The sequence below is a fragment of the Mucilaginibacter antarcticus genome (genome assembly GCF_042686155.1).
GTDB lineage: Bacteria > Bacteroidota > Bacteroidia > Sphingobacteriales > Sphingobacteriaceae > Mucilaginibacter > Mucilaginibacter antarcticus.
In genome coordinates this window covers 1-22,781 of the sequence record NZ_JBHUON010000034.1, presented here as the reverse complement: position 1 = coordinate 22,781, position 22,781 = coordinate 1, and the positions used below count along the sequence as shown (strand labels likewise).

Here is a 22,781-nt window from a genome sequence, read left to right as displayed (position 1 = left end):
AATGACAAAGTAAATGACATTAAAAACGCTATACATTGTCCGTCACGGGCAAACTGATCTTAATAAACAGGGCATAGTACAGGGCCGGGGGATAAATACCGATCTTAACGACGAAGGCCGTAATCAGGCTCGACAGTTTTTTGAAGCCTATAAAGCTGTGCGATTTGATAAGATCTACATATCAGAGCTTAAACGCACACAACAAAGTATCCAGCATTTTATTGACCTTGGCATTCCATACGAAAAACTTGCAGGCCTTGACGAGCTTGCCTGGGGTATTTACGAAGGAGCCAAAAGTTCGCCCGAAACCAAAGCCGCCTTTTTACAACTTATGCGCGATTGGGTAGGGGGTAACCTTGACAGTAAGTTTGATGATGGCGAAAGCCCCAATGAGGTGCGTTTACGCCAAATTGAAGCGCTTAGTGTAATTATGAGCCATACTGAAGAGCAAAATGTGCTGGTATGTATGCATGGACGCGCTATGCGGTTACTATTATGTATCCTTACCGGAAAACCATTAACAGAGATGGATAGCTTTCCGCATCAAAACCTGGTATTATATAAGGTTACTTTTGACGGCGAAAAATATGCGATTGAAAGTTTCAACAATGCCGATCATCTAAAACACAACTAGACAACTGCTGTGGACAAGATCAGAATATCAGCTGTAAGCTACACTAACACCAAACCTTTTATCTACGGACTTCAACATACCGGCATTCTCGAAAAAATAGATCTAAGCCTGGATATGCCTGCAGACTGCGCGCAAAAACTGATTGATGACAAGGTGGATATAGGCCTTATACCGGTTGCTGCCACACTTAATTTGCCGCATTGGGAAATTATATCCGACTACTGCATAGGCGCTGTCGGCGCTGTAAACTCTGTATTTATATTTAGCAATTGCGATATTACCGAGGTTACGCATTTGCAGCTCGATCCTGAATCACGTTCGTCAAACAATTTGGCCAGGGTGTTGCTCAAAAATTTCTGGAAAGTTAGTCCTGACCTGATAATTAACGCGCCTGACTATACAACCGCTACCAACCCCACCACCGCCTTTGTACAAATAGGCGACCGCACCTTTGGCAAAAAGAAGCAGTTTAAATACGTTTATGATCTTGCGGAAGAATGGCAAAAATTTACCGGCCTGCCTTTTGTATTTGCCGCCTGGATAGCAAATAAGCACATACCAGCTGTTTTTATAGCAGAGTTTAATATCGCACTAAAAAAAGGTCTAGATAATCGCGCAGAGTTGCTTAAAAGCTTACCGACCCACCCGGACTTTGATCTGGAAGACTACCTGATGCATAAACTCGACTTTGAGTTAACTGATGACAAGCGCAAGGCATTGTATCTTTTTCTGGATTACATAAAAGCTTTGTAGTTCTGTGCCCACCATTCTATCCTCTTTATAGTACCGTTATTACAAGCCCCCTCTGTGTAACAAATACATAGCACCATAACAGCTCATAAGGGTTTAATAATCAGCTGTGTAACAAACAAGATATACAACAAAACCTGGTTAAACCACGGTACCTCAATTGTATCTATGCTATTAAACAACATTATAGTTAAAGTTTGTTATGGCAAGCATTTTAAAATATATCAGCATAAAATACACAGTTAACCAGCGTCCAATTGTAAGCGATGCAATTGATTTGTATTATGCCGCTACCAAAAGTGCCATTATCATAACACCTTGTGATCACAAAAACAAAACCGCAGCGTCGCCTGAAAGCGCTGCAAATCGTTCTTTATAAAAGCCAGTTTGTGTAAAAACGCCGTTACAACACAGCCTTGGCACTTTTTGGGCACTAAAAAGCTGTACTTATTGTACAAAATACACTAAGTAAATTATTAATATTGTATAAAGTACACTAAGTAAATTAAAAAAATTACAATTTGATATTATAATATGATTCAAATTATAAAAAACTCACAAAAATTGACCAATATTAGCAATAAGTATAACACGGACGTATCTTTGTTGCCAATATTAAAAATGTAAAAACACTATGAAAAAGTTTATTCTTTCTGCAGTTATAGCAACCACAATCAGTATCACTGCATTTGCCGATGGCATTAAAAAATCATCTGCCGATAACGGTGAAGAAAATGTAGCATACGCAACACTTACGCAATTCAAATCTGACTTTGAAAACGTAAGCGATGTAACCTGGACAGTATCAAAAACCAGCCAAAAGGCTACTTTCACCCAAAATAACACTATTTACACGGCTTATTATGATACAGTAGGCGAGTACTGGGGCCTTGCTCACGTAGTGACATTAAATAATGTAGAAAAACAAGTAAAAGCTAATTTAGCTAAAAACTACGCTGGCTTTAAAGTTGAAAGCATTACGAGATTTGATTCACAAAACGAAGATCCCGCTGTATATTTCATCAACGTAAAAAATGCTGCTCAAGCACTTGTTTTAACTGTTACCGCTTACGATGGCGAGGTTAAAAGCATTGAGAAAGTAAAATAATTTTAGTTTAGTTTATTTTTATCTAAGCCTGTGTTGATATTCAACACGGGCTTTTTTTTTACCATCTATGTAATGTCTATGTAAATAGTAGATTGTTTTTAACAGCGCTATTGGTTTTTACAACAATCAGCGTAACTTTAAAAATAAATAAACTAAAACATTTGCATTATGAGTTTAAGATTAGGCGATAAAGCCCCGAATTTCACAGCAGACACTTCATTAGGAGAGATAACATTATACGATTACCTTGGCGAAGGCTGGGGGGTATTATTTTCGCACCCTGCAGATTATACGCCCGTATGCACCACTGAGCTAGGCCGCACAGCAGCGTTAAAAGACGAGTTTGCAAAACGCAACACCAAGGTATTGGCATTAAGCGTGGACTCGGCTGAATCTCACCGCAACTGGATCAAGGACATTAACGAAACCCAGAACGTTGAAGTAGACTTCCCGATAGTAGCCGACGAGGACCGTAAAATAGCAGAGGCTTATGACATGATTCACCCCAACGCGTCGGTTAATGCTACCGTGCGTTCACTATTCATCATAGGTCCTGATAAAGCAATTAAATTAATCATAACTTACCCGGCATCAACTGGCCGTAATTTTCAGGAAGTATTGCGTGTGCTTGATTCACTGCAACTTACCGCTTACCATAGTGTAGCTACACCGGCTGACTGGAAAGATGGCGACGACGTAGTAGTTGTACCGGCCATTAAAACAGAAGATATCCCGGCGAAATTTCCGAAAGGTTTTACAGAGGTTAAGCCATACTTACGCCTTACCCCGCAACCTAATAAATAATTTTATTTGGATAATTAAATAATTTTATATATTTGAGGAAGCAGGGTGTATTTTATTCCGCTGATTATTAATGCCATTTTACTATTCAGTCCGGTTTATCGTATACTATAACACAATTATTAATACTTATTATTATTATGAAAACTGGAAAAGTAAAATGGTTTAACACACAAAAGGGCTTCGGCTTTATTGTTACCGATGATGGTAAAGATCTTTTTGTACACTTTAAAGATGTACAAGGCGGCGTAAATGCTATTAAAGATAACGACGACGTTGAGTACGATGTTGAAGAAGGCAGAAAAGGCTTACAGGCAGTAAACGTAAAAAAAGTATAATTTTACCAAACTGAACTAAAACTAAAAGAACCTCTGGTTAAATCCGGAGGTTTTTTTTTGGTAAAAAATTTGATGATCTGCCTAATTGATTTACTTTAGGCCAACCAATTATTCTAATACCCTTTTAATAATTATTATGACCGACGCCGTTTCTGCCAAAGCCAAACGCAATGCACTTTTTCTGGTTATTGTTGCCTCGCTGGGCTATTTTGTTGATATATATGATTTGGTAATATTCTCAATCGTTCGGGTACGCAGCCTGCAAGACATTGGAGTATCTGTTGCCGACATTGAAAAGCAGGGCGAATACGTGATCAATATGCAGATGGGCGGCCTTTTGTTGGGCGGTATCATTTGGGGTATTATGGGCGATAAGCTTGGCCGTATCAAGGTTTTATTTGGGTCGATATTTTTATATTCAATAGGCAACCTTGTTAACGGTATGATTCATGACGTTAACAGTTATGCGTTAATCCGTTTTGTAACCGGCATAGGCCTGGCCGGAGAGTTGGGCGCAGGCATAACCCTGGTGAGCGAAACACTGAGCAAAGAGCGTAGGGGATACGGCACCACCATTGTTGCTATGATTGGTCTTTTAGGCGCCGTGGCAGCGGCTTTTGTAGGCCAATACGACTGGCGCACGGCTTACTACGTTGGTGGTGGCCTGGGCATTGTATTGCTGTTGTTGCGGATGGGTACTTTTGAGTCTGGCATGTTTAAAAATATCCACGATAAAGATGTATCTAAAGGCAACATCATGATGTTGTTTAATAACCGCAAACGCTTTTTAAAATATTTATACTGCATATTGATTGGCGCCCCACTGTGGTATGTGGTTGGCGTGTTGGTTACTAAGGCCCCTGAGTTTGGCAAAGCGCTTGGTGCGCCGGTGGCTCTCAGCGCAGGCGATGGAATAATGTATACCTATATCGGTATATCTGTAGGCGGTGTTTTTGCCGGTTTATTGGCTCAATATAGCCGTTCCAGGAAAAACACCATGTTTGTTTTCTTGCTGCTTTCGTTAATCAGTGTTATGTTTTACCTGAGCGCAAAAGGTATAACCACCAGTCAGTTTGTGTGGCTGGCCTTCTTTATGGGTTTTGCGGTGGGCTATTGGGCAACCTTTGTTACTATCGCTTCAGAGCAATTTGGTACCAATATCCGTTCGACGGTTACCACTACCGCGCCTAACTTTGTGCGTGGCTCATTGATTCCTATTAACTTTGCTTTTACTGCGCTAACCGCACAGTTTGGCCGTATCACGGCCGGTTATTTTATGATGATCCTGCTGACAGGCATAGCGCTGTTTGCCGTAAGCCAATTACAGGAGACGTTTGATAAGGATTTGGATTATGTGGAGGATGAAGAGTTGAATATGACGACATAAATGACTGGGTGATTATCATCCTCTCCTAAAAAAATCGCATTTTTGCCCTAATGATTACGAAAGAACAAATAGCTGCAGACTACCAGCAGATCCAGGACGAAATATGTCAAGCTTTAGAAGCCGTTGACGGCAAGGCTAAATTTGAGCAGGAACTGTGGGATCGCGATGGCGGCGGTGGTGGCCGTACCCGTGTGATACAGGACGGCAATATATTCGAAAAAGGCGGTGTTAATTTTTCTGCCGTAGGTGGTGAGTTGCCAGAAGCCATCAAAAAAGGCTTAAACATAGACAGCGATGATTTCTTTGCTACCGGGGTATCTATCGTAATCCACCCTAACCATCCGTTGGTGCCTATCATTCACATGAACATCAGGTATTTCGAAATGCCATCAACATTTGGCGAAGGTAAAGAGCCGGTACGCTGGTTTGGCGGCGGGATCGACCTTACACCACATTACGTTGTTGACGAGGATGCAAAGTTCTTCCACAGTAGCTTAAACGCTGTGTGTGATCAATTTAATGCCGAGTTCTACAGCAAGTTTAAAACCTGGGCGGATGACTACTTCTTTATCAAACATCGCGACGAAACGCGCGGCGTAGGGGGTATCTTTTACGACCGCCTGACCGCTAACGACGACATGAGCTGGGAGCAGATCTTTGAATTTTCAAAAGCTTTAGGGCGTGCGTTCGCGCCGATATATACCGAGTTGGTTAATCGCCATAAAAATGAAACTTTTACCGCCGATCAGCAACAATGGCAATACCTGCGCCGCAGCCGTTATGCCGAGTTTAACCTGGTGTATGATGCCGGTACTAAGTTCGGGTTAGAAACCAATGGCCGTATAGAGTCGATACTGATGAGCTTGCCGCCAACGGCTAAATGGTTTTATAATTACCAGCCACAACCTGGTGGCGAAGAAGAACGCACGCTATCATTACTAAAAAAAGGAATTAACTGGGTTTAATATGTACAAGCCACTAGCATTTTTAATTGTACTTGCTACCCTGGCTTTTAAAGCCGAGGAACCGACATTAAAGGGCACGTGGGAATATTGTGGCGGCAAAGTCAACGGAAAAGCATCGCCGCCGGCAACGACTTATGCACAGCAACGCAGATACACAAAAGGCAGTTTCCAGGCGTTTGCTGTAGAAAAGGGCCAGCCAGATTTAAAATACGAAAGTGGCAACTACACGTTAAGCGCCGATACGTGTGCCGAAACTCAAACGTATTGCCTGCAATCGCAGGATCTGATCTACGTCACCGTGCGTTATCATTACCTGGTTAGAAACGATACGTTGATTCTTAACGGAAAATTGCCGGGCGGGGCAGTGGTTGAGGATTATTGGAAGCGGCTAAAATAGTTCAGTAAACAACCAAGATGTCTTTGTGCGAAATCAAGCAATGTCATGATACCAAATTAACGGCCCGCAACTTTTACTACAGCATCAAACACGGGCTGTTTAATGTTATACGCCCGATCGAACAGTAAGGGATAATTAGTGCGACCACGAATTGGCCAGCCGTTAAGCCATGAGTCGCCATCGGTTAATCCCCAAAATGTTACCCTTGAAATTACCGCCTTATGCTTGTAAAACATGGCGAACAAAGCAGCGTATCTGTTAGCCAGCTGCGTGGCAATAGTATCCGGCAAACCTGCTGCGTAAGGGTTGTATTTAGCCTGATAATCGGCTGTGTTACCTAAATCGGCATTTATTTGCTGATTGGCGTTTGGCAGCACGTTAATATCCAATTCGGTAATATTTACGCTTGCCCCAGTTGCTGTAAATGCGATAATACTAGCTTCAACCTGGTTAACTGCGGGGCTGTTTAAACCGTAATGCCCTTGCTCACCGACAGCGGTAACGGGGATATTTTTAGCCTGTAGCCTTTTTATTAATGAAACAACCGCTTCTCTCTTTTTAGGCACGTATAAGTTATAATCATTGTAATACAGCTCCGCTTTCGGGTCGGCTTTATGCGCAAACTCAAAAGCTTTTTCTATAAAATCGTCTCCAATGATATCATGCCAGTCAGATTTTCTAAAAGTCCCATTGTCATTAAAAGCCTCATTTACAACATCCCAACCGCCAATTTTACCTTTGTACCTACCAACTACTGTTGTTATATGGTCTTCCATAACTTTCAATAATTCATCTCTCGATAATTTATTTCCACTCTCAGAATTATACACCCAAGCGGGGGTCTGTTGATGCCATACCAATGTGTGGCCCACAATAAACATTCTATTTTTTAAACCAAAGTCAACGTAATCATCAGCCGGTTTAAAATTGTACGCCTCTTTTTTTGGATGTATAGAAGACCACTTCAAATCATTTTCGGGGCTGATGCTGTTAAATTGCGTAGCAATCAATTCGCGCCCTTTTGTATCTGCGCCTTGAATTTGCCTGCGGTTGATAGCTACACCTGCGTAGAAAGCACCTTTAAATGCTTCCTTGAGGGTGACTTTAACAGATGATCCAGTAAGCTTAGCAGGCTGAGCTTGTGCATATGCAGAAAGGCCACTTGTTAAGCACCAGACAAAGGCGATGATACGGGTGTAGATTTTCATACTTTTCGTTTAAATTCAAATATAACATATTGTTTAATAGCATATCACCCAGCTTGTCTGTAAATTTAGTATCAACTGAATTGCAAAATTAGTACTTAGCCAAAATAGCACCAATGTGGATTACACACCAATTGTGGAAAAAAAGCACCCAAAACAGGGGATGCGATAACCTCCTTCAGCAGGTATTTTGTTGGTAAATAGCGGGCGAAAAATGAAGTAATTGTTTAACTTCGCAAGTCAGTGTAAAACGACCTTTTCGGCACGTCCGATTATAAAGCAAATTATCCACAAATAAATTTCAAATGGCTGAAGGAACAGAGAACGATCCAAACAACGAAGACAGAATTATTTCGATAAATATTGATGAAGAAATGCGATCAGCCTACATTGATTATTCAATGTCAGTTATCGTATCGCGTGCCTTGCCTGATGTGCGCGACGGTTTAAAACCGGTACACAGGCGCGTGCTTTTCGGCATGCTTGATCTGGGTTTAAATAACAATAAGCCTTATAAAAAATCTGCCCGTATTGTGGGTGAGGTAATGGGTAAATATCACCCGCACGGCGACTCGTCTGTATATGATACCATGGTACGTATGGCGCAGGAGTGGAGCTTACGCTACCCCTTGGTAGAGGGTCAGGGCAACTACGGCTCAATTGATGGCGATAACCCTGCGGCAATGCGTTATACTGAGGCACGTCTGGAAAAGATTGCCGAAGAGATGCTGGCCGATATCAATAAAGATACTATTGACTACCAGTTAAACTTTGATGACTCGTTACAAGAGCCAACTGTACTGCCTGCTAAATTCCCTAACCTTTTGGTTAACGGCGCGTCAGGTATAGCGGTAGGTATGGCTACCAACATGGCGCCACACAACTTGTCTGAAGTGATAGATGCTACTATGGCATTGATTGATAACCGCAACATTGAGGTTGCCGAGTTGATGACGTATGTTAAAGGTCCCGATTTCCCTACAGGTGGTATCATTTATGGTTACGAAGGCCCGCGCGAGGCGTTAGAGACCGGCCGTGGCCGTGTTGTTTTACGTGCCCGCGCAGAGATTGAAACTTATGGCAGCGACCGCGAGCGCATCATTGTAACCGAAATACCTTACCAGGTTAATAAAGGTTTGATGATTGAGCGTACAGCTGATTTGGTTAATGAGAAAAAACTGGAAGGTATATCTGCCATCCGCGATGAATCAAACCGCGAAGGTATCCGTATAGTTTATGAAATAAAACGCGAGGCTAATGCTGCCATCGTTTTAAATAACTTATTCAAATACACCTCGTTACAAACATCATTTAGCGTAAATAACATTGCGCTGGTACATGGCCGGCCAATGATGCTTAACCTGAGAGATCTAATCCATCATTTTGTTGAGCATCGTCATGAAGTGGTTGTACGCCGTACCAAATTTGAGTTGGCCGAAGCACAAAAACGCGCTCATATACTTGAGGGCTTACTGATAGCATTGGATCACCTGGATGAAGTAATTAAACTTATCCGCGCATCGCAAACACCTGATGAGGCCCGCGAAGGCTTAATTAGCAAGTTTGCCTTAAGTGATTTACAGGCCCGAGCCATACTGGACATGACCCTAAGAAGGTTAACCGGACTAGAGCGCGACAAGATCAAAGATGAGTATGATGGCTTAATGAAACTGATAGATTACTTAAACGGCATCTTAAATGATGAAGGTTTAAGAATGCAGATCATCAAAGACGAGCTATTAGAGATCAAAGAGAAATACGGCGACGAGCGTAGAACCGAAATGGTACACTCATCTGCAGAAATGCAAACCGAAGACTTTATCGAGGATGAGAATGTAGTGATCACCATCTCTCGCGAGGGTTATCTTAAACGCACCTCGCTTACGGAGTACCGCAGACAGGGCAGGGGTGGTAAAGGATCTATTGGCAGCAACAGCCGCGATGAAGACTTTATAGAGCACTTACTGATAGCATCTAACCACAATTACATGCTTTTCTTTACAGAAACCGGCAAGTGTTTTTGGTTACGTGTGTTTGAGATCCCTGAAGGTTCGCGTACGTCTAAAGGCCGTGCCATCCAAAATATCATCAACATACCAAAAGAAGAAAAGATCAAGGCATACATAAAAGTTGTTAATCTGAAAGACAAAGATTATTTGGAAAACAACTTCATTATTATGTGTACCAAGAAGGGTGTGATCAAAAAAACCTCGCTTGAGGCTTATTCACGCCCACGTGCTAACGGTATAAACGCTATTAATGTTAATGATGGCGATTCATTACTGGAAGCAACGTTAACCACAGGTACAAGCGAGATTGTTATGGCGCTGCAGTCAGGCCGTGCTATCCGCTTCAACGAGTCTACTGTACGCCCAATGGGCCGTACGGCTACGGGTGTACGTGGTATCAGCTTAGATAGCGACAACGATGAGGTTGTTGGCATGATCAGTATTGATAACCCAGAGACTACTGTATTGGTAGTATCACAAAAAGGTTATGGTAAACGTACTGATATTGATGATTATCGCGTTACTAACAGAGGCGGCAAGGGTGTTAAGACACTTAGCGTAACTGAAAAAACCGGAAAACTTGTTGCCATAAAAGGTGTTACTGATGATGAGGATCTGATGATCATCAATAAATCGGGTGTTATTATACGTATTGCTGTTAGCGAATTAAGGGTAATGGGCCGCGCCACACAAGGAGTGAGGCTGATAACTTTGAAGGGTAACGACGAGATAGCATCAGTAGCTAAAATTGAACACGAGGAAGAAGTAGAAGAGGCAATAGAGGTTGAAGGAGAAACCGACGGCGAAACGCCATCTGCTCCGGATACTGACGCTGCTGCACCAGCTTCGGACGAAACAACTGAATAACTTATGAAGATAGGCCGTAAAATAATTTTATCGGTTTTAGTATTATTATTTACCGCACCATTAGCCTTCTGCCAGTCAGAAGTGCTAAAGGTGGTGGTTAATCATTTGGCCTATTACAAACAGCGTAAGGAACTCCGGTTCCTTACCAATGCCAAAAAATCCATCGACAGTATCATGAAGATAACGATGGATCAGCGCCTGGATACTAATAACCTTGAAAAAAAAGTATACATAGCGCTTATCAATTCGGCCATTTTATATGTTGATTCGACAAATAAGACCGGCCAGCCCGAAAATCTTTTCAGGAAAACTATTGAACAGGTTGATATTTTAGACGGCCGCAGTCGCATTTTTAAGTATCAGCCTGAAATGGATTTTGCGAAACAGTGCCTTGCCAATGTTTACATACGCAAAGGTTTTGCCTACCTTACAAAGTTAGATTATGCCAATGCATTAGAGATGTATAAAAAGGCATACCGGTTTGCACCTAACTTTAAGCCGCTTAATAAGTACATGGCTTTTACCAATCAAAGGATGAATAATCCGGCGGCGGCAGCAAAATCGTATGATATCCTTTCAAAAACCGATAGTTTAAGCACCGATTATATCGAGGCGGCAGCCAACGTTTACAAAACGATAGGGGACACCACAAAAGCGATAGAGCTGATAAAAAAAGGGCGTAAAGCGATGCCTAATGATAAGGCCTTATTACTAATTGAAGCAAATATTTATGCTAACCGCAAAGACTACAGATCTTTAGAGCCGCTGTTACCGCAATTACTTGACAATAACATAAATAACCCCGATATTGTATTTGTAGCAGCAAACTGCTATGATAAGCTTAAGCAATACGATAAAGCTGAGTCGCTTTATTTAAGGGCGATTGACTTGAATGGCTCGGCTTATGAATCGGTTTTTAACCTGGGTTTACTTTATTTAAAAAAGAGTGCGGCTAACAATAGCACTAACAAAGACAAGAATTTAACTTTTGCCCAGCAGTGGTTGGAAAAAGCTAATGAGATGTCGCCAAACGATGTTAAATGCCTTGAAGTGTTAAAAATGCTTTACGGTCAAACAGGCAATAATGATCAGATTACGATAATAGATAATAAACTAAAACAAATAACCAATCAATAAATTAGACTATGAAAATTAAATTTTTGATAGCAGGCTTGTTTTGTGTTGCCTCTGCATCTAAGGTGTCGGCACAAAAATACCTGCTCACCGAGGCCAAAGAAAAGTTTGATAAATACTTAATGCTTAGCAAAGTGCAGGCTACCTACGCCGAAGCAGATAAAAACCTGGTTGAATCGCGCACTGCAATAGATAAAGTTGCTGTTCATGAAAAAACCGCCCAGCTTCCGTTAACTTTTGCTTTAAAAGCGGCTATGTATTCAACTTACGCAATGCGCGATACTTTAGAATCAAAAACGCTACCGTTATATACCACTGCGGCTGAGGCACTTGCAAAAGCTAAAGAACTGGATGCAGCAGGAGAGAACAAAGCTTTGATAAGCGAGGCCACCAGAAACTTAGCCCAATATCAACTAAACAAAGGGGTTACTGCGTTTCAAGCTAAAAGTTTTGACGCTGCCTTTAAAGCATTTGACGCTTATCACCAAATTTCGCCTAATGACACTACAGCCATTTATTATTCGGGACTTGCGGCAATAGCAGGTAAAAATGTTCCTGCAGCTATCAAGTCATATACAGAATTATTGCCTTTAGATTTCAGTAAAAAAGAAACCATTTATCTTGATCTTTCAAGTCTTTACTTCTTTGACATGAAAGATACCGTAAACGCACTTAAAACAGTGACTGCTGGTATTGAGAAATTTCCTAGCAGTGGCGAGTTAAGAAAGAGAGAAATAGAGATCAGCTTACAGTCTGGCAAAGCACAAGAGGTATTAGGTAAAATTGAAGCTGCTATAGCTAATGACCCTAAGAACAAAAACCTGTATTACTACGCAGGCTTAGTTTATACCACATTTGGCAATAACAGCAGCGTTGAGTTGGATAAACTTAAAGAAACCGCAGGCAAAAACCTGAAGGAATCTCTGTTACCTGCTTTCTTAGCCAAATTTAATCCCGTTCAAACTAAGAAACAGGAATACATGACCAAAGCTGCTGACATGTATAAAAAAGCTTTAGAGTTAGATCCGGCTTATTATGAGGCAAACTTAAACTTAGGTTATGCGCTGTTGTCGCCGGCAATTGATAGTTATAATTATGCTAACAATTACTTACCACCAGCAAAACAAAAAGAATATAACGCAATGTTGGCAAAATCAACGGCCCAATCTGATTTAGCAAAACCTTACCTGGTAAAAGCTACAGAGTTGCAGCCGAAAAACATTGATGCCTGGAGGAATTTAAAAAACTATTACCTTACCACCAGAAACATGGCCGAGGCTAATAAGGTTCAGAAAACAATAGACGGCCTTAAATAGGGCTTCTATTAAAGGCCGCATCTTACAATGCGGCTTTTAGTAAACAATCTTAGTTAACATAATGTTAATTATAAGAATTTTACTATCCCTTTTTTTAGATGAGAGTATAACTATAAGAAATGGATATAAATAAGAAACCCCGTTAGTTAGACGGGGTTTCTTATTTACATTTTTCTTGTGGTATCCATTTTGGTGGTGTCCATCATTTTAGTTGTGTCAACCATAGGCGAATCCATCGTGTTTGAGTCTGACACGGTTGCTTTTTCTGAACTGCTACAACCAACGGCAACTGCCGAAATCATCGTCGCGAGAAGCGCGAAACTTAAAATTTGCTTTTTCATAAGTTTTGTTTTTAAATTAAATATTAACGTTAATCTTGATAACCAAATAACAACTTCATTGTTTATATCTATTTCTTTAAGAGAAATAGATATAAATTTTGAAGCAACATCAGTTGTTGAGAAATTGCCATTGCTTTGATAAAGGTTTGGTTTGATTATTTGCGATATTTAGGCGCTATGAAGGTGTCTGCACGGTTATCTAAATGGGGAATGCGTATCTACCCTCCTCTGTTGTTTCAACGTATTTGGGTGGTTAGAATCGATAAGGAGTTTAGAGGCGTAACTGTAAACGTTAATAAAAGTCTCCTTAACAGAAATTATAACAACTCCATCTTCGGCGGGACGATATTTGCTGCCGCTGATCCCTTTTACCCATTGTTATTTCACCAGATATTTATTCATAAGGGTTATAATGTTATTGCCTGGTCAAAATCTTCTGAGATACAATATTTAAAGCCCGGTTTAACTAAATTGCAGTTTAAAATCCGCATTAGCAACGAAGAAGTGGCCGAAGCTGAGCATATATTAAACACGGTTGGCAAATACATTAAACCGCACCGTATTGACATTTATAACACCAACGGCGAAATATGCGTAACAGTAATGAACGAGGTATACCTGCGTAACCTAAACTTTGTAGAAGGAAAATGAAAGTATTTATAAACGATAAAGCGTTTTTAGATAAAGGTTTTTTGATCTCAACGGATAAAAGCCTGCTCAACTTTGACACGATCTATCAATATCTGGATCAGGAGTCATACTGGTCTAAAAGTATCCCGGTAGAAAAATTGAAAAAAGCTATTCAAAATTCGATGTGCTTTGGCATTTATCAACATGATAAACAAATAGGATTTGCCCGGGTTATTACAGACAATGCTACTTTTGGTTATCTTGCAGATGTATTTGTCTTGCCAAATTACCGTAAGCTTGGCCTATCAAAATGGCTGATGCAGACTATAAAAAACCATCCCGATTTGCAGGGCCTAAGGCGATGGAGTTTGGCTACAGCAGACGCACATCGTCTTTACAACCAATTTGGTTTTACGGCTGTAACTAAGCCCGAAGTATGGATGGAAATATTTACGCCTTACCAAGCGCTTAATAACGACGAACATGAACCTAAAGAAGCAAATATTTGAGGGCGAAGGTGTTAAACTTGATTTTAAAAAAACGATAACCAGCTGCGAGAAAATTGCCCGCACCATGGTGTCGTTTGCTAACAATCTGGGTGGCAGGCTGCTTATTGGGGTGGCTGATGATGGATCCATAAAAGGCGTAAAATCTGAGGATGAAGAGCGTTATATGATCACCAGGGCTGCCCATGTGTTTGCCCGGCCGGCACTGGAACCTGTGTTTGAAGAAGTTTATGTAGATGACAAACTAGTGCTTATTGTCGATATCCCCCAGGGCGACCTAAAACCACACTACGCCCTTGCCGACGACGGTAAATGGTGGGTTTACGTGCGCGTTAAAGATAAAAGCGTATTGGCCAGCAAAGTTATTGTTGATGTTTTGAAACGGTCATCGCAAGACACGGGTGTACTGATAGAATACTCGTCTAAAGAAAAATCGTTGTTAGAATATCTGGAAAACACACCGCGCATAACCGTCAAAGAATACTGCGACCTGGTAAAAGTGGGGCGCCGGGCGGCGCAGCGCATATTGGTTAATATGATATTGTCGGGATTAATCAAAGTACATACCTCCGAGAGGGAAGAATATTACACCGCCGCCTGATCAACATAATTTCATGCTTTCTTTCTACACAAAATATAAATCGCATTACGGCGATACCTTAAAACTGGCTATCCCGGTGGTAATATCACAATTGGGCCACACGCTGGTACAAATGTCTGATACTATTATCGTCGGGCATTTTGCGGGTACGGTTAGTCTTGCCGCCGTTTCGTTGGCGACCAGCATTTTTATGGTACCCATGATCATCGGCATCGGCATCTCCTATGGCTCTACCCCACTCATTGCCCAACATAATGGCCGTAAAGAATTTGCCGAATGCGGACAACTGCTATCAAACAGTTTGTTTATCAACCTAATTACGGGCTTTGCGCTTTTTGGCCTGGTCGTTTTGGGTTCTGCCTATTTCCTGGATGATCTGCATCAATCGCCCGATGTGCTAAAGCAAGCCAAACCCTTTTTAACGCTGCTGGCCGCGTCTGTAATACCAATGTTGATATTCAACACCTTTAAGCAGTTTGCCGAGGGACTGGGCTTTACCAAACAAGCCATGATGGTATCCATCTGGGGTAATGTCATTAATATTTGTTTGGGGATAACTTTTGTAAAGGGCCTGTTCGGTATTGCGCCAATGGGTATTATGGGTGTCGGTTACAGCACCTTGATAGACCGTTGTTTAATGGCGTTGGTTATGGGCTTTTATGTTTTTCGTTCGTCTAACTTTAAAGCGTATTTAAAAGGCTTCGCGCTTAAAAATATTGATCGTGTACGGAGTTTACGTATTCTTAAAATCGGCGCGCCGGTAGCTATGCAATATGCCTTCGAGATTGGCGCCTTCAGCACCGCGGCCGTGATTATCGGCAGCATTGGTACCATACAGTTGGCTGCCCATCAAATTGCGATCAACCTGGCTTCGATGACGTACATGATGTCCAGCGGATTATCAGCCGCGGCGGCAATTAAGTCGGGCAATTACTTTGGCACTAAAGATCATCACAGCTTGAGGTTATCGGCGAATGCGAGCTACCATATTGTGCTGGTGTTTATGTCTGTTACAGCACTGATATTTACTTTTGGCAATCACCTCTTACCCTGGATATACACTTCCGATTACAGCGTTATAAGCATTGCAGCACAGTTACTTATCATAGCCGCCATCTTCCAGTTATTCGACGGTGCACAGGTTGTGGGCTTGGGTATATTGCGGGGTATGGGCGATGTTAACATTCCCACCTTCATCACCTTTTTGGCTTATTGGGTACTAGGCCTCCCTATCGGATACTTTTTTGGAATCCATTTAAAGCAGGGCGTAAACGGGGTTTGGTATGGGCTTGTGATAGGCTTAGCAGTTTCGGCGATATTGTTGTTTATCCGTTATAAGATTATCAGCAAGCATCACCGTATTAAACAGGCGGTCATCATCGCGCAAGATTAATTCAACCTATTGCACTACAATCAATTAGATAGTGACACTTAAATAAGAAAACGGTTATTTATTTGGTTTGCTAACGTGGGGATTGCCTTTAACAAAAAAGCGGTATGGCAACAACGCGTCTTCTTTGGCATAAGCCACACCGACACGCGGTACAGCGGCAATGTCGCCATCGGGTATTACCAGGCCCCTATCCTCAATCCATAGCGTATCGCTTTGCAGGCTGATAGCGTTGATTTGCCTTGAGATTCCCAGCGCCTGGGCTACAGAACCCGGCCCCATGGTTATAGTTGGTTTAATAGCGCTCATTTTGCGCCTAAACTGCATAATGTCCAAACCCTCGGTAGGTTGTATGGCCCTTATTAAAACGGCGTTTGGCTCACCTTCGACAGACGTCACCACGTTAAACATTTCGTGGATACCGTAGCATAGGTAAACGTAGGCTACGCCCCCCTGTATGTACATGGTCTTGGTGCGTGGCGTCATGCGGCCGCCGAAACTGTGCGATGCACGATCGATTATCCCGTTATAAGCTTCTGTTTCAACAATATAACCACCGGTAACGGCACCGTCTATATAGGTAAATAAATACTTACCCAATAGCTCGCGGCTTATCGCTACAACATCATTACGCTCATAAAAAGATTGTGGCAGTTTCATTTCTTTTTCAAGATTCCTTTTAACAACTTATTGATCTGCTTGGCTTTATCAAATATCATAATATGTGTGCCACCCTTTATAATGGTGGCATCTTTGATCCTTTTATAATTAAAGATCAGGTCCTTGTCGCCTGTGATATGATATACATTGGCAGGTACAGTTTCATTATCCCAATGTAAAGCAGCCTTAATGGCCCATTCAATAAACTTTGGCGACGATTTTTCAAGCATATCCTTAAACAACCACAAGTGCTGTTCAGACATCTGCCCAAACATTGGCCGCATTAAACCACCTAACTTTCTCACAAGGTTACCCCTTACTATTTTGTATAGTGGTACAGCCTTAAAGAAATTAAAATAAGCCGGTGCCTCGCTCCGGGTTTTAATGCTGGAGATCAGGATGATCTTATTGAGCTTGATTTGCTTGCCTATCTCAACCGCGATCATCCCCCCTAAAGAGTTGCCAATTATAACAGCGTTAGGTGTGATATTATATTGGTGTATAAGCTTTTGCGCATAAGTACTTAAAGTATCACGTTCGTTAGGTTCTATCCAATCTACCGGCGTAATGTCATGCTCTTCGCCCAGTTCAATGTTGTTGTAAATACGGGTGTCAGCACCAAGGCCGGCTATCAAAAATATCTTACTCATTAAAATCAATCAGTTGAACAATCTGCGCTAAATACAAAGCGTCCACCTCATCAAAGTGTGCCAGGTGCTCGCTATCTACATCTAACACAGCAACCACTTCATTGTTATTAAACAGCGGCAAAACAATTTCAGATCGCGATGCTGAGCTACAGGCAATATGTCCCGGGAACGCGTCAACATCAGGCACTACCAACGTCTTGCCCCGCTCCCATGCGCCGCCGCAAACTCCTTTGCCTTTAGCAATACGGGTACATGCAACCGGCCCCTGGAAAGGGCCTAACACCAGCTCGCCATTTTTTACAACGTAAAACCCTACCCAAAGCCAGTTGAACTGCTCCTTTAAAGCCGCACAAACATTAGCCATATTGGCTACCAAATCGGTTTCGCCGTATAAAAGGGCTTCAATTTGCGGTACCAGGGATTTGTATTGTTCGGCCTTGTTGGTCGATGTGCTTATAGTTAGGTCTTCTGCCATGAGAACAATATAATTAATATATTAGGGCAAAATTACCGATATGAATAACATATTGAAACAGAGATTTTTTTTTGTGACAAAAGAATTTGAAATAACCGAAAATTCTTTAAAAGTTAAGACAATAAGGCTTTTAAACAGTGTAGAAAATGAGATTCCATTTGAAAGCATTACCTCTGTGATAACAAGGTATAGGGAAACAAATAATGTTTTAACCTTAATTGCAGCCTTAGGTTTTATTTGCTGTGCTTGCGCCATTATTTCGCATTTTTTTGTGTCAGGCGGTTCAACAATCGAAGATATCGGAATTTATTCAGCCCTTTTTGTTTCATTGGTTTTCTTAATTGGGTTGACTTATACCAATAACGTAAATATCAAATTACTCACAGGTCACTCAATACATTTCTTAGCGCGATCACCTAATCAAGTTATGGTGAATCAATACATTCAAAAGGTTTTTGACCAACAGAAACAATATCTTATAAGGCGCTATATTTATGCCGACACGGATAGCTCCCACGAACAACTAACAACTAATTTAAAGTGGCTTTGGGAAAGAAATATTATTAATGAAACAGAATGGCATCAGTTAAGGCAGGAGCTATTGCATAAAAGTAGTCAAGATAAAATAATTGGCTTCAAATTCAATGCTTAAGCAATTGATAGTTAGCCTTACCATATTACGTTACCCCAAGCAAAACATTTGGAAAGCCCTGTTAGCTATGGCGCTGCACCGGCGTTATATGGCGCAACAAGCCGGCTGTACTTTTTACAAACTGATGGGTAGCGGCAAAAACGGAACGTTTGATACCAAGCCCGACTGGCAGCAGTGGGCCGTACTGGCCGTCTGGGATGACCGCGATAGCTTTGATGCATTTTACCGGGACTCTGAGGTAGCTAAATGGTGGGATAAGTACCAGGTTGAAAAATGGACTATCCTGCTATCGCCTTTACAAAGTCACGGCAAATGGGATGGTAAAGAACCTTTTGGCAAGCCAAACGCAACTATACCAGCCGGACCGGTGGCCGTACTCACACGCGCTACCATTCGGTTTACGCGACTTAAATACTTTTGGGCTAACGTTGCAGGCGTAGCCAACTTAATGGCCGCTGCACATGGCTTTATAGCTTCCTTTGGCATTGGCGAGGCACCACTGTATCGCCAGGCTACATTTTCAGTTTGGGAAAGCCTGGATGACGTTAAAGCTTTCGCTTATGGGTCACAAGAACATGCTGCAGTCATCAAGAAAACCCGGGACGAAAAATGGTACGCAGAAGAGCTGTTTGCGCGGTTTAGTATCATCGACGCATTTGGTACCTTAAATGGGGCCGACCCTTTAAAAGATCATCTAAATTTAAAAGCATAAATGAGAGTAGTAGCAGAGTTACCACATCCTGATTTTAAGATCACCATATTTAGCATGAACCAAAAGTTCATTGTAAAAATGGAGCGCGGCATATTGGAGCAAACTTACAAGATCCCCGAAATGGACCTTACGGATGGAGTGAATAGCGTGTTTGAAATCCTGGACGAAGCGTTTTTAAAAGCTGTAGCCGTGCGATTTATAGAAATGGGCAAAGATTATAAAGAGGCCTATTATAGATACAACTATTAGTTTAAGTGAACTGACTTTATAACTTGATTATTAATATGATATAATTGAAACAGAATTTTATTTGGTCGCGATTTTGTAAGAATTTTTAAGGAAATTAGCCTCAAAATCGGCTTCAATTTTGTGCCGACATCGTTTGCATAAAAATACCAATGCGTTGCATCTCTAATCAAACGATAAATTGTAACATTGTCATCAGCAACTAACGCACGCCATGCGTCATTGCTTCGCTCCTCGCAATGACTGACGGGAAGGCGCCCATAACTTGAACTCATATAAAATGACCAAAATAACCTTTACAAAAACATTAGCTTATACCCTTTTCGCGTCGGCAGTGGCCGTTGCCGGTATGACCACACTCCCCTCTTTTATTAATAGCGACGAAGCGCCGGGCATCACCCTAAACTGTGAACTGGTGGCGCAAGGCATACAGGCGCCTACCGCAATGGTATTCCCCGGCCCTAACACCGGTTGGGTTACCGAGCAAACCGGCAAGATTCGCCTGGTGCGCGATGGTAAGTTAACCGGCACTGTTGTTCTTGACGTTAAGAACAAAATGGTACGTGTAGGCTCTGGCTACGAAGAAAAAGGCTTGCTAAACGTGGTGCTTCACCCAAAGTTTAACACCAATGGTAAGTTTTACCTATTCTATAGCCGCAACACATCTACCATAAACCCTGATAGTAAAAACGGTCGTAAGTTTGACCATACCGATGTGGTAGCCGAATATAAAATGCTCCCACAGTCAGACATGGCCGATACGGCCAGCGCACACATCATATTGGCACAAGACAAACCCGACGGGAACCATAACGGCAGCGGCTTAGTGTTTGGCGCCGACGGCTACCTGTATGTGACCTTTGGCGATGGCGGCGGACAGCGCGACGAGCATGGCACGATAGGTAACGGACAGGACATGAACACCTGGTTGGGCAAAGTATTACGTGTAAATGTAGATGGTGACGCGCCTTATACGGTACCCAAAGACAACCCTTACGTAGGCAAAGATGGCGTGAAGCCAGAGATTTGGGCCGCCGGTTTCCGTAACCCATACCGTATTACTATCGACAAAACATCAAAACAGTTATTTGTTGGCGAAGTTGGCCAGGACCTATACGAAGAGGTTGATATACTGGAAAAAGGCGCCAACTACGGCTGGCGTGTGGTAGAAGGAAACCATTGCCACAACCCTAACACCGGTTGCAGCTTTACAGGTTACACCGCCCCTATCAGCGAGTATCACCACAGCGAAGGCGTATCTGTTATAGGCGGAAACGTTTATAACGGCAGCCAAATACCCGGGCTTAAGGGCAAATATTTGTTTGGCGATTGGACCGGACCGGTTTGGTACTTGCAAAAAGCCGGCAAAGCCTGGAACCGTGGCAAGGTGACGATAAAAAACTTCCCTCGTGGCGCAAAAATTACAGGTTGGGGCGAGGATCAGTCGGGCGAAATGTATATCTTGCTAAACGCGGAAGCAGGTCCGGGCCCTTATGGCGCCACCACCGGCAGCGCTTACAAGATAACCAAAAGCTAATTAATGAAAAGATATTTTACGGGTAAGCTATTTACCGCAATACTACTAGGGGGAGCCGGCTTTTTGCTGCTCCCTTCTTACGTTATAAACAAGCCGGTTACACCGGCCGATGAAACCGCCCCCGCATTAAACTTTAGCGCGCAAGCGGTGGTTAACGGACTGCAGTCGCCGGTTGACATGGCATTTTTGGGTAATGGCGACATGCTGATAGCCGAGCAGTCGGGTAAGGTACGGTTGGTAAGGAACGGCAAACTACAGGCGCAGCCGGTGCTTGATCTGAGCAGCAAGTTTAATAAACTGCTACCTGTGGATGTGCGCGGCTTGTTGGGCATTGCGTTGCACCCCAAGTTTAACAGCAACCGCAAGATTTATGTATTTTATACAGCGCCAACCAGCTTGGATAAAATAGATCATACTAATATCATTGCTGAATATGTGCTACCTAAAGACATGAGCCAGTTGGATGCCAATAACGGCAAGGTGATATTGACAACCGATCAGCCCGGGCAGGGTGATAACGGCGGCTGTTTGAGATTTGGGCCGGATGGCTACCTTTACCTGGCTATTGGCGACGGAGGTGGTGGCGGTGACAGGCACGGGCCCGTTGGAAACGGACAAAACTTGAATACCCTACTGTCCAAGATCCTGCGCATTGACGTTAATACCGCCGCCACTATGAATGTTGCCTATAGCATACCCAAGGACAACCCATTTGTTGGCAAAGCCGATGTAAAGCCCGAAATTTGGGCCTACGGGCTGCGTAACGCCTGGCGGTTCTCGTTTGATAAGGCCACGAAGCAACTATTCACTGCGGATGTTGGCGAGGGCCTATATGAAGAGGTTGACATTGTGGAGAAAGGCGGCAACTACGGCTGGCGCATGATTGAGGGTAACCATTGTTTTAACCCTAAGGAAGGTTGCGATTTTAACGGCACTATTAAACCCATTACCGAGTACGACCATAAAAGCGGAATCAGCATCATAGGCGGTTACGTTTACAACGGCAAACAACTGCCGACGCTGAAAGGCAAATACCTTTTTGCAGACTGGGCCGGTCCGCTTTATTATATCCAGAAAACCGGCGCCGAATGGCACCGCGGTAAAGTGACCTTAAGAAACTATCCGGAGAATATTAAGGTGATCGCCTTCGGCGAAGACCCATCGGGCGAGCTTTACGTAATTGCGAATGGTGGTACTTTAATGGCTGATGTAAAAGGCGCTATTTATAAAGTAACAAATTGATATTTGCCGTAAAAGACTAGTGATTTACTGCGTTTTAACAGCTGTTTCCTAGGTGATTTCTGGAACTTTAGTCTCCGCATGGTCACTAAATAGAGGGATTCTACAGCGGTTAAAGTGAGAACTTTTTCAGGATGACTTGTCCTGAAATAGGTTTACACATTAAAGTGTAAACGATGAACAAAATTAAAGAAGAAAAGATCATTGAGGATCATTTAAGCGAAGGCATAA

At 42.4% G+C, this 22,781-nt stretch carries 25 protein-coding genes; 20 read left to right on the top strand and 5 right to left on the bottom strand.

Features of this window, described 5'->3' with window-relative positions; translation table 11 throughout:
- The first annotated feature begins 13 nt into the window (after positions 1-13).
- The 8 genes from ACFSYC_RS18790 to ACFSYC_RS18755 all read left to right on the top strand — a co-directional run bounded on the left by ACFSYC_RS18790 (position 14) and on the right by ACFSYC_RS18755 (position 6,380).
- Entirely contained in the window at positions 14-634 is a 621-nt protein-coding gene (locus tag ACFSYC_RS18790; protein ID WP_377130399.1) for a histidine phosphatase family protein, read from the top strand.
- Between the two features lie 9 nt (positions 635-643).
- A complete protein-coding gene (locus ACFSYC_RS18785; RefSeq protein WP_377130397.1) occupies positions 644-1,387 on the top strand; it encodes a menaquinone biosynthetic enzyme MqnA/MqnD family protein in 744 nt (247 codons plus the stop codon).
- Positions 1,388-2,018: 631 nt separating this feature from the next.
- Complete coding sequence (locus ACFSYC_RS18780; protein ID WP_377130396.1) at positions 2,019-2,492, top strand: hypothetical protein; 474 nt, start codon at positions 2,019-2,021, stop codon at positions 2,490-2,492.
- 168 nt (positions 2,493-2,660) lie between these two features.
- Entirely contained in the window at positions 2,661-3,296 is a 636-nt protein-coding gene (locus ACFSYC_RS18775) for a peroxiredoxin (RefSeq protein WP_377130395.1), read from the top strand.
- Positions 3,297-3,433: 137 nt separating this feature from the next.
- Entirely contained in the window at positions 3,434-3,631 is a 198-nt protein-coding gene (locus tag ACFSYC_RS18770; RefSeq protein WP_377130394.1) for a cold-shock protein, read from the top strand.
- A gap of 136 nt (positions 3,632-3,767) precedes the next feature.
- On the top strand, positions 3,768-5,018 hold the full coding sequence (locus ACFSYC_RS18765; RefSeq protein ID WP_377130393.1) for an MFS transporter: 1,251 nt from the start codon (positions 3,768-3,770) through the stop codon (positions 5,016-5,018).
- A gap of 50 nt (positions 5,019-5,068) precedes the next feature.
- Complete coding sequence (hemF, locus tag ACFSYC_RS18760; RefSeq protein WP_377130392.1) at positions 5,069-5,983, top strand: oxygen-dependent coproporphyrinogen oxidase; 915 nt, start codon at positions 5,069-5,071, stop codon at positions 5,981-5,983.
- A gap of 1 nt (position 5,984) precedes the next feature.
- Positions 5,985-6,380 carry a hypothetical protein gene (locus ACFSYC_RS18755; RefSeq protein WP_377130390.1) on the top strand — a complete coding sequence of 132 codons (396 nt, stop codon included), beginning with the start codon at positions 5,985-5,987 and terminating at the stop codon, positions 6,378-6,380.
- A gap of 56 nt (positions 6,381-6,436) precedes the next feature.
- Here the strand turns inward: ACFSYC_RS18755 and ACFSYC_RS18750 are convergent, their stop codons facing one another.
- The gene (locus ACFSYC_RS18750) at positions 6,437-7,588 is read right to left on the bottom strand and encodes an endo-1,4-beta-xylanase (RefSeq protein WP_377130389.1); all 1,152 of its coding nucleotides are present in this window, start codon (positions 7,586-7,588) and stop codon (positions 6,437-6,439) included.
- A gap of 302 nt (positions 7,589-7,890) precedes the next feature.
- Between ACFSYC_RS18750 and gyrA the strand changes: the two genes are divergently transcribed.
- The 3 genes from gyrA to ACFSYC_RS18735 are packed head-to-tail and all read left to right on the top strand — an operon-like array spanning position 7,891 to position 12,911.
- On the top strand, positions 7,891-10,461 hold the full coding sequence (gene gyrA, locus ACFSYC_RS18745; RefSeq protein WP_377130388.1) for a DNA gyrase subunit A: 2,571 nt from the start codon (positions 7,891-7,893) through the stop codon (positions 10,459-10,461).
- Positions 10,462-10,464: 3 nt separating this feature from the next.
- On the top strand, positions 10,465-11,598 hold the full coding sequence (locus ACFSYC_RS18740; protein ID WP_377130387.1) for a tetratricopeptide repeat protein: 1,134 nt from the start codon (positions 10,465-10,467) through the stop codon (positions 11,596-11,598).
- A gap of 8 nt (positions 11,599-11,606) precedes the next feature.
- Positions 11,607-12,911 carry a tetratricopeptide repeat protein gene (locus ACFSYC_RS18735; protein WP_377130386.1) on the top strand — a complete coding sequence of 435 codons (1,305 nt, stop codon included), beginning with the start codon at positions 11,607-11,609 and terminating at the stop codon, positions 12,909-12,911.
- A gap of 164 nt (positions 12,912-13,075) precedes the next feature.
- On the opposite strand, the gene ACFSYC_RS18730 is transcribed toward ACFSYC_RS18735, so the two are convergent.
- The gene (locus ACFSYC_RS18730) at positions 13,076-13,252 is read right to left on the bottom strand and encodes a hypothetical protein (RefSeq protein WP_377130385.1); all 177 of its coding nucleotides are present in this window, start codon (positions 13,250-13,252) and stop codon (positions 13,076-13,078) included.
- 177 nt (positions 13,253-13,429) lie between these two features.
- Between ACFSYC_RS18730 and ACFSYC_RS18725 the strand changes: the two genes are divergently transcribed.
- Genes ACFSYC_RS18725 through ACFSYC_RS18710 form a run of 4 tightly spaced genes read left to right on the top strand, consistent with a single transcriptional unit; the run spans position 13,430 to position 16,382 of the window.
- On the top strand, positions 13,430-13,903 hold the full coding sequence (locus ACFSYC_RS18725) for a DUF4442 domain-containing protein (protein WP_377130384.1): 474 nt from the start codon (positions 13,430-13,432) through the stop codon (positions 13,901-13,903).
- Entirely contained in the window at positions 13,900-14,391 is a 492-nt protein-coding gene (locus tag ACFSYC_RS18720) for a GNAT family N-acetyltransferase (RefSeq protein ID WP_377130383.1), read from the top strand. The genes ACFSYC_RS18725 and ACFSYC_RS18720 overlap by 4 nt, the downstream gene beginning before the upstream one ends.
- Positions 14,366-14,989, top strand: a complete 624-nt coding sequence (locus ACFSYC_RS18715; protein WP_377130382.1) for an AlbA family DNA-binding domain-containing protein — start codon at positions 14,366-14,368, stop codon at positions 14,987-14,989. The genes ACFSYC_RS18720 and ACFSYC_RS18715 overlap by 26 nt, the downstream gene beginning before the upstream one ends.
- 13 nt (positions 14,990-15,002) lie before the next feature.
- A complete protein-coding gene (locus tag ACFSYC_RS18710; RefSeq protein WP_377130381.1) occupies positions 15,003-16,382 on the top strand; it encodes an MATE family efflux transporter in 1,380 nt (459 codons plus the stop codon).
- Between the two features lie 54 nt (positions 16,383-16,436).
- On the opposite strand, the gene ACFSYC_RS18705 is transcribed toward ACFSYC_RS18710, so the two are convergent.
- The 3 genes from ACFSYC_RS18705 to ACFSYC_RS18695 are packed head-to-tail and all read right to left on the bottom strand — an operon-like array spanning position 16,437 to position 18,164.
- Positions 16,437-17,039, bottom strand: coding sequence for a DNA-3-methyladenine glycosylase (locus ACFSYC_RS18705; protein ID WP_377130380.1), 603 nt, complete (start codon positions 17,037-17,039; stop codon positions 16,437-16,439).
- Entirely contained in the window at positions 17,036-17,689 is a 654-nt protein-coding gene (locus tag ACFSYC_RS18700; RefSeq protein ID WP_377130379.1) for an alpha/beta fold hydrolase, read from the bottom strand. The genes ACFSYC_RS18705 and ACFSYC_RS18700 overlap by 4 nt, the downstream gene beginning before the upstream one ends.
- Positions 17,682-18,164: a GAF domain-containing protein gene (locus ACFSYC_RS18695; protein WP_377130378.1), complete on the bottom strand. Its 483-nt coding sequence runs from the start codon at positions 18,162-18,164 to the stop codon at positions 17,682-17,684. Before ACFSYC_RS18695 ends, ACFSYC_RS18700 begins: the two co-directional genes overlap by 8 nt.
- A 40-nt stretch (positions 18,165-18,204) precedes the next feature.
- Here ACFSYC_RS18695 and ACFSYC_RS18690 point away from each other — a divergent pair, with 40 nt between their 5' ends.
- The 5 genes from ACFSYC_RS18690 to ACFSYC_RS18670 all read left to right on the top strand — a co-directional run bounded on the left by ACFSYC_RS18690 (position 18,205) and on the right by ACFSYC_RS18670 (position 22,553).
- The gene (locus ACFSYC_RS18690) at positions 18,205-18,816 is read left to right on the top strand and encodes a hypothetical protein (protein ID WP_377130377.1); all 612 of its coding nucleotides are present in this window, start codon (positions 18,205-18,207) and stop codon (positions 18,814-18,816) included.
- Entirely contained in the window at positions 18,809-19,528 is a 720-nt protein-coding gene (locus ACFSYC_RS18685) for a DUF3291 domain-containing protein (RefSeq protein ID WP_377130376.1), read from the top strand. The genes ACFSYC_RS18690 and ACFSYC_RS18685 overlap by 8 nt, the downstream gene beginning before the upstream one ends.
- The gene (locus ACFSYC_RS18680) at positions 19,529-19,777 is read left to right on the top strand and encodes a hypothetical protein (RefSeq protein WP_377130375.1); all 249 of its coding nucleotides are present in this window, start codon (positions 19,529-19,531) and stop codon (positions 19,775-19,777) included.
- A gap of 277 nt (positions 19,778-20,054) precedes the next feature.
- The gene (locus ACFSYC_RS18675; RefSeq protein ID WP_377130374.1) at positions 20,055-21,311 is read left to right on the top strand and encodes a PQQ-dependent sugar dehydrogenase; all 1,257 of its coding nucleotides are present in this window, start codon (positions 20,055-20,057) and stop codon (positions 21,309-21,311) included.
- Positions 21,312-21,314: 3 nt separating this feature from the next.
- The gene (locus ACFSYC_RS18670; RefSeq protein ID WP_377130373.1) at positions 21,315-22,553 is read left to right on the top strand and encodes a PQQ-dependent sugar dehydrogenase; all 1,239 of its coding nucleotides are present in this window, start codon (positions 21,315-21,317) and stop codon (positions 22,551-22,553) included.
- Positions 22,554-22,781: the final 228 nt, after the last annotated feature.

What these genes read in the sequence shown, in the direction of transcription:
- ACFSYC_RS18735 (WP_377130386.1), top strand. Translation starts at nt 11,607, where the DNA reads ATGAAAATTAAATTTTTGATAGCAGGCTTGTTTTGTGTTGCCTCTGCA.
- gyrA (WP_377130388.1), top strand. Translation starts at nt 7,891, where the DNA reads ATGGCTGAAGGAACAGAGAACGATCCAAACAACGAAGACAGAATTATT.
- ACFSYC_RS18710 (WP_377130381.1), top strand. Translation starts at nt 15,003, where the DNA reads ATGCTTTCTTTCTACACAAAATATAAATCGCATTACGGCGATACCTTA.
- ACFSYC_RS18790 (WP_377130399.1), top strand. Translation starts at nt 14, where the DNA reads ATGACATTAAAAACGCTATACATTGTCCGTCACGGGCAAACTGATCTT.
- ACFSYC_RS18770 (WP_377130394.1), top strand. Translation starts at nt 3,434, where the DNA reads ATGAAAACTGGAAAAGTAAAATGGTTTAACACACAAAAGGGCTTCGGC.
- ACFSYC_RS18705 (WP_377130380.1), bottom strand. Translation starts at nt 17,039, where the DNA reads ATGAAACTGCCACAATCTTTTTATGAGCGTAATGATGTTGTAGCGATA.
- ACFSYC_RS18775 (WP_377130395.1), top strand. Translation starts at nt 2,661, where the DNA reads ATGAGTTTAAGATTAGGCGATAAAGCCCCGAATTTCACAGCAGACACT.
- ACFSYC_RS18685 (WP_377130376.1), top strand. Translation starts at nt 18,809, where the DNA reads ATGCTTAAGCAATTGATAGTTAGCCTTACCATATTACGTTACCCCAAG.
- ACFSYC_RS18700 (WP_377130379.1), bottom strand. Translation starts at nt 17,689, where the DNA reads ATGAGTAAGATATTTTTGATAGCCGGCCTTGGTGCTGACACCCGTATT.
- ACFSYC_RS18765 (WP_377130393.1), top strand. Translation starts at nt 3,768, where the DNA reads ATGACCGACGCCGTTTCTGCCAAAGCCAAACGCAATGCACTTTTTCTG.
- hemF (WP_377130392.1), top strand. Translation starts at nt 5,069, where the DNA reads ATGATTACGAAAGAACAAATAGCTGCAGACTACCAGCAGATCCAGGAC.
- ACFSYC_RS18725 (WP_377130384.1), top strand. Translation starts at nt 13,430, where the DNA reads ATGAAGGTGTCTGCACGGTTATCTAAATGGGGAATGCGTATCTACCCT.
- ACFSYC_RS18715 (WP_377130382.1), top strand. Translation starts at nt 14,366, where the DNA reads ATGAACCTAAAGAAGCAAATATTTGAGGGCGAAGGTGTTAAACTTGAT.
- ACFSYC_RS18740 (WP_377130387.1), top strand. Translation starts at nt 10,465, where the DNA reads ATGAAGATAGGCCGTAAAATAATTTTATCGGTTTTAGTATTATTATTT.
- ACFSYC_RS18690 (WP_377130377.1), top strand. Translation starts at nt 18,205, where the DNA reads ATGAATAACATATTGAAACAGAGATTTTTTTTTGTGACAAAAGAATTT.
- ACFSYC_RS18730 (WP_377130385.1), bottom strand. Translation starts at nt 13,252, where the DNA reads ATGAAAAAGCAAATTTTAAGTTTCGCGCTTCTCGCGACGATGATTTCG.
- ACFSYC_RS18780 (WP_377130396.1), top strand. Translation starts at nt 2,019, where the DNA reads ATGAAAAAGTTTATTCTTTCTGCAGTTATAGCAACCACAATCAGTATC.
- ACFSYC_RS18720 (WP_377130383.1), top strand. Translation starts at nt 13,900, where the DNA reads ATGAAAGTATTTATAAACGATAAAGCGTTTTTAGATAAAGGTTTTTTG.
- ACFSYC_RS18670 (WP_377130373.1), top strand. Translation starts at nt 21,315, where the DNA reads ATGAAAAGATATTTTACGGGTAAGCTATTTACCGCAATACTACTAGGG.
- ACFSYC_RS18680 (WP_377130375.1), top strand. Translation starts at nt 19,529, where the DNA reads ATGAGAGTAGTAGCAGAGTTACCACATCCTGATTTTAAGATCACCATA.
- ACFSYC_RS18695 (WP_377130378.1), bottom strand. Translation starts at nt 18,164, where the DNA reads ATGGCAGAAGACCTAACTATAAGCACATCGACCAACAAGGCCGAACAA.
- ACFSYC_RS18675 (WP_377130374.1), top strand. Translation starts at nt 20,055, where the DNA reads ATGACCAAAATAACCTTTACAAAAACATTAGCTTATACCCTTTTCGCG.
- ACFSYC_RS18750 (WP_377130389.1), bottom strand. Translation starts at nt 7,588, where the DNA reads ATGAAAATCTACACCCGTATCATCGCCTTTGTCTGGTGCTTAACAAGT.
- ACFSYC_RS18755 (WP_377130390.1), top strand. Translation starts at nt 5,985, where the DNA reads ATGTACAAGCCACTAGCATTTTTAATTGTACTTGCTACCCTGGCTTTT.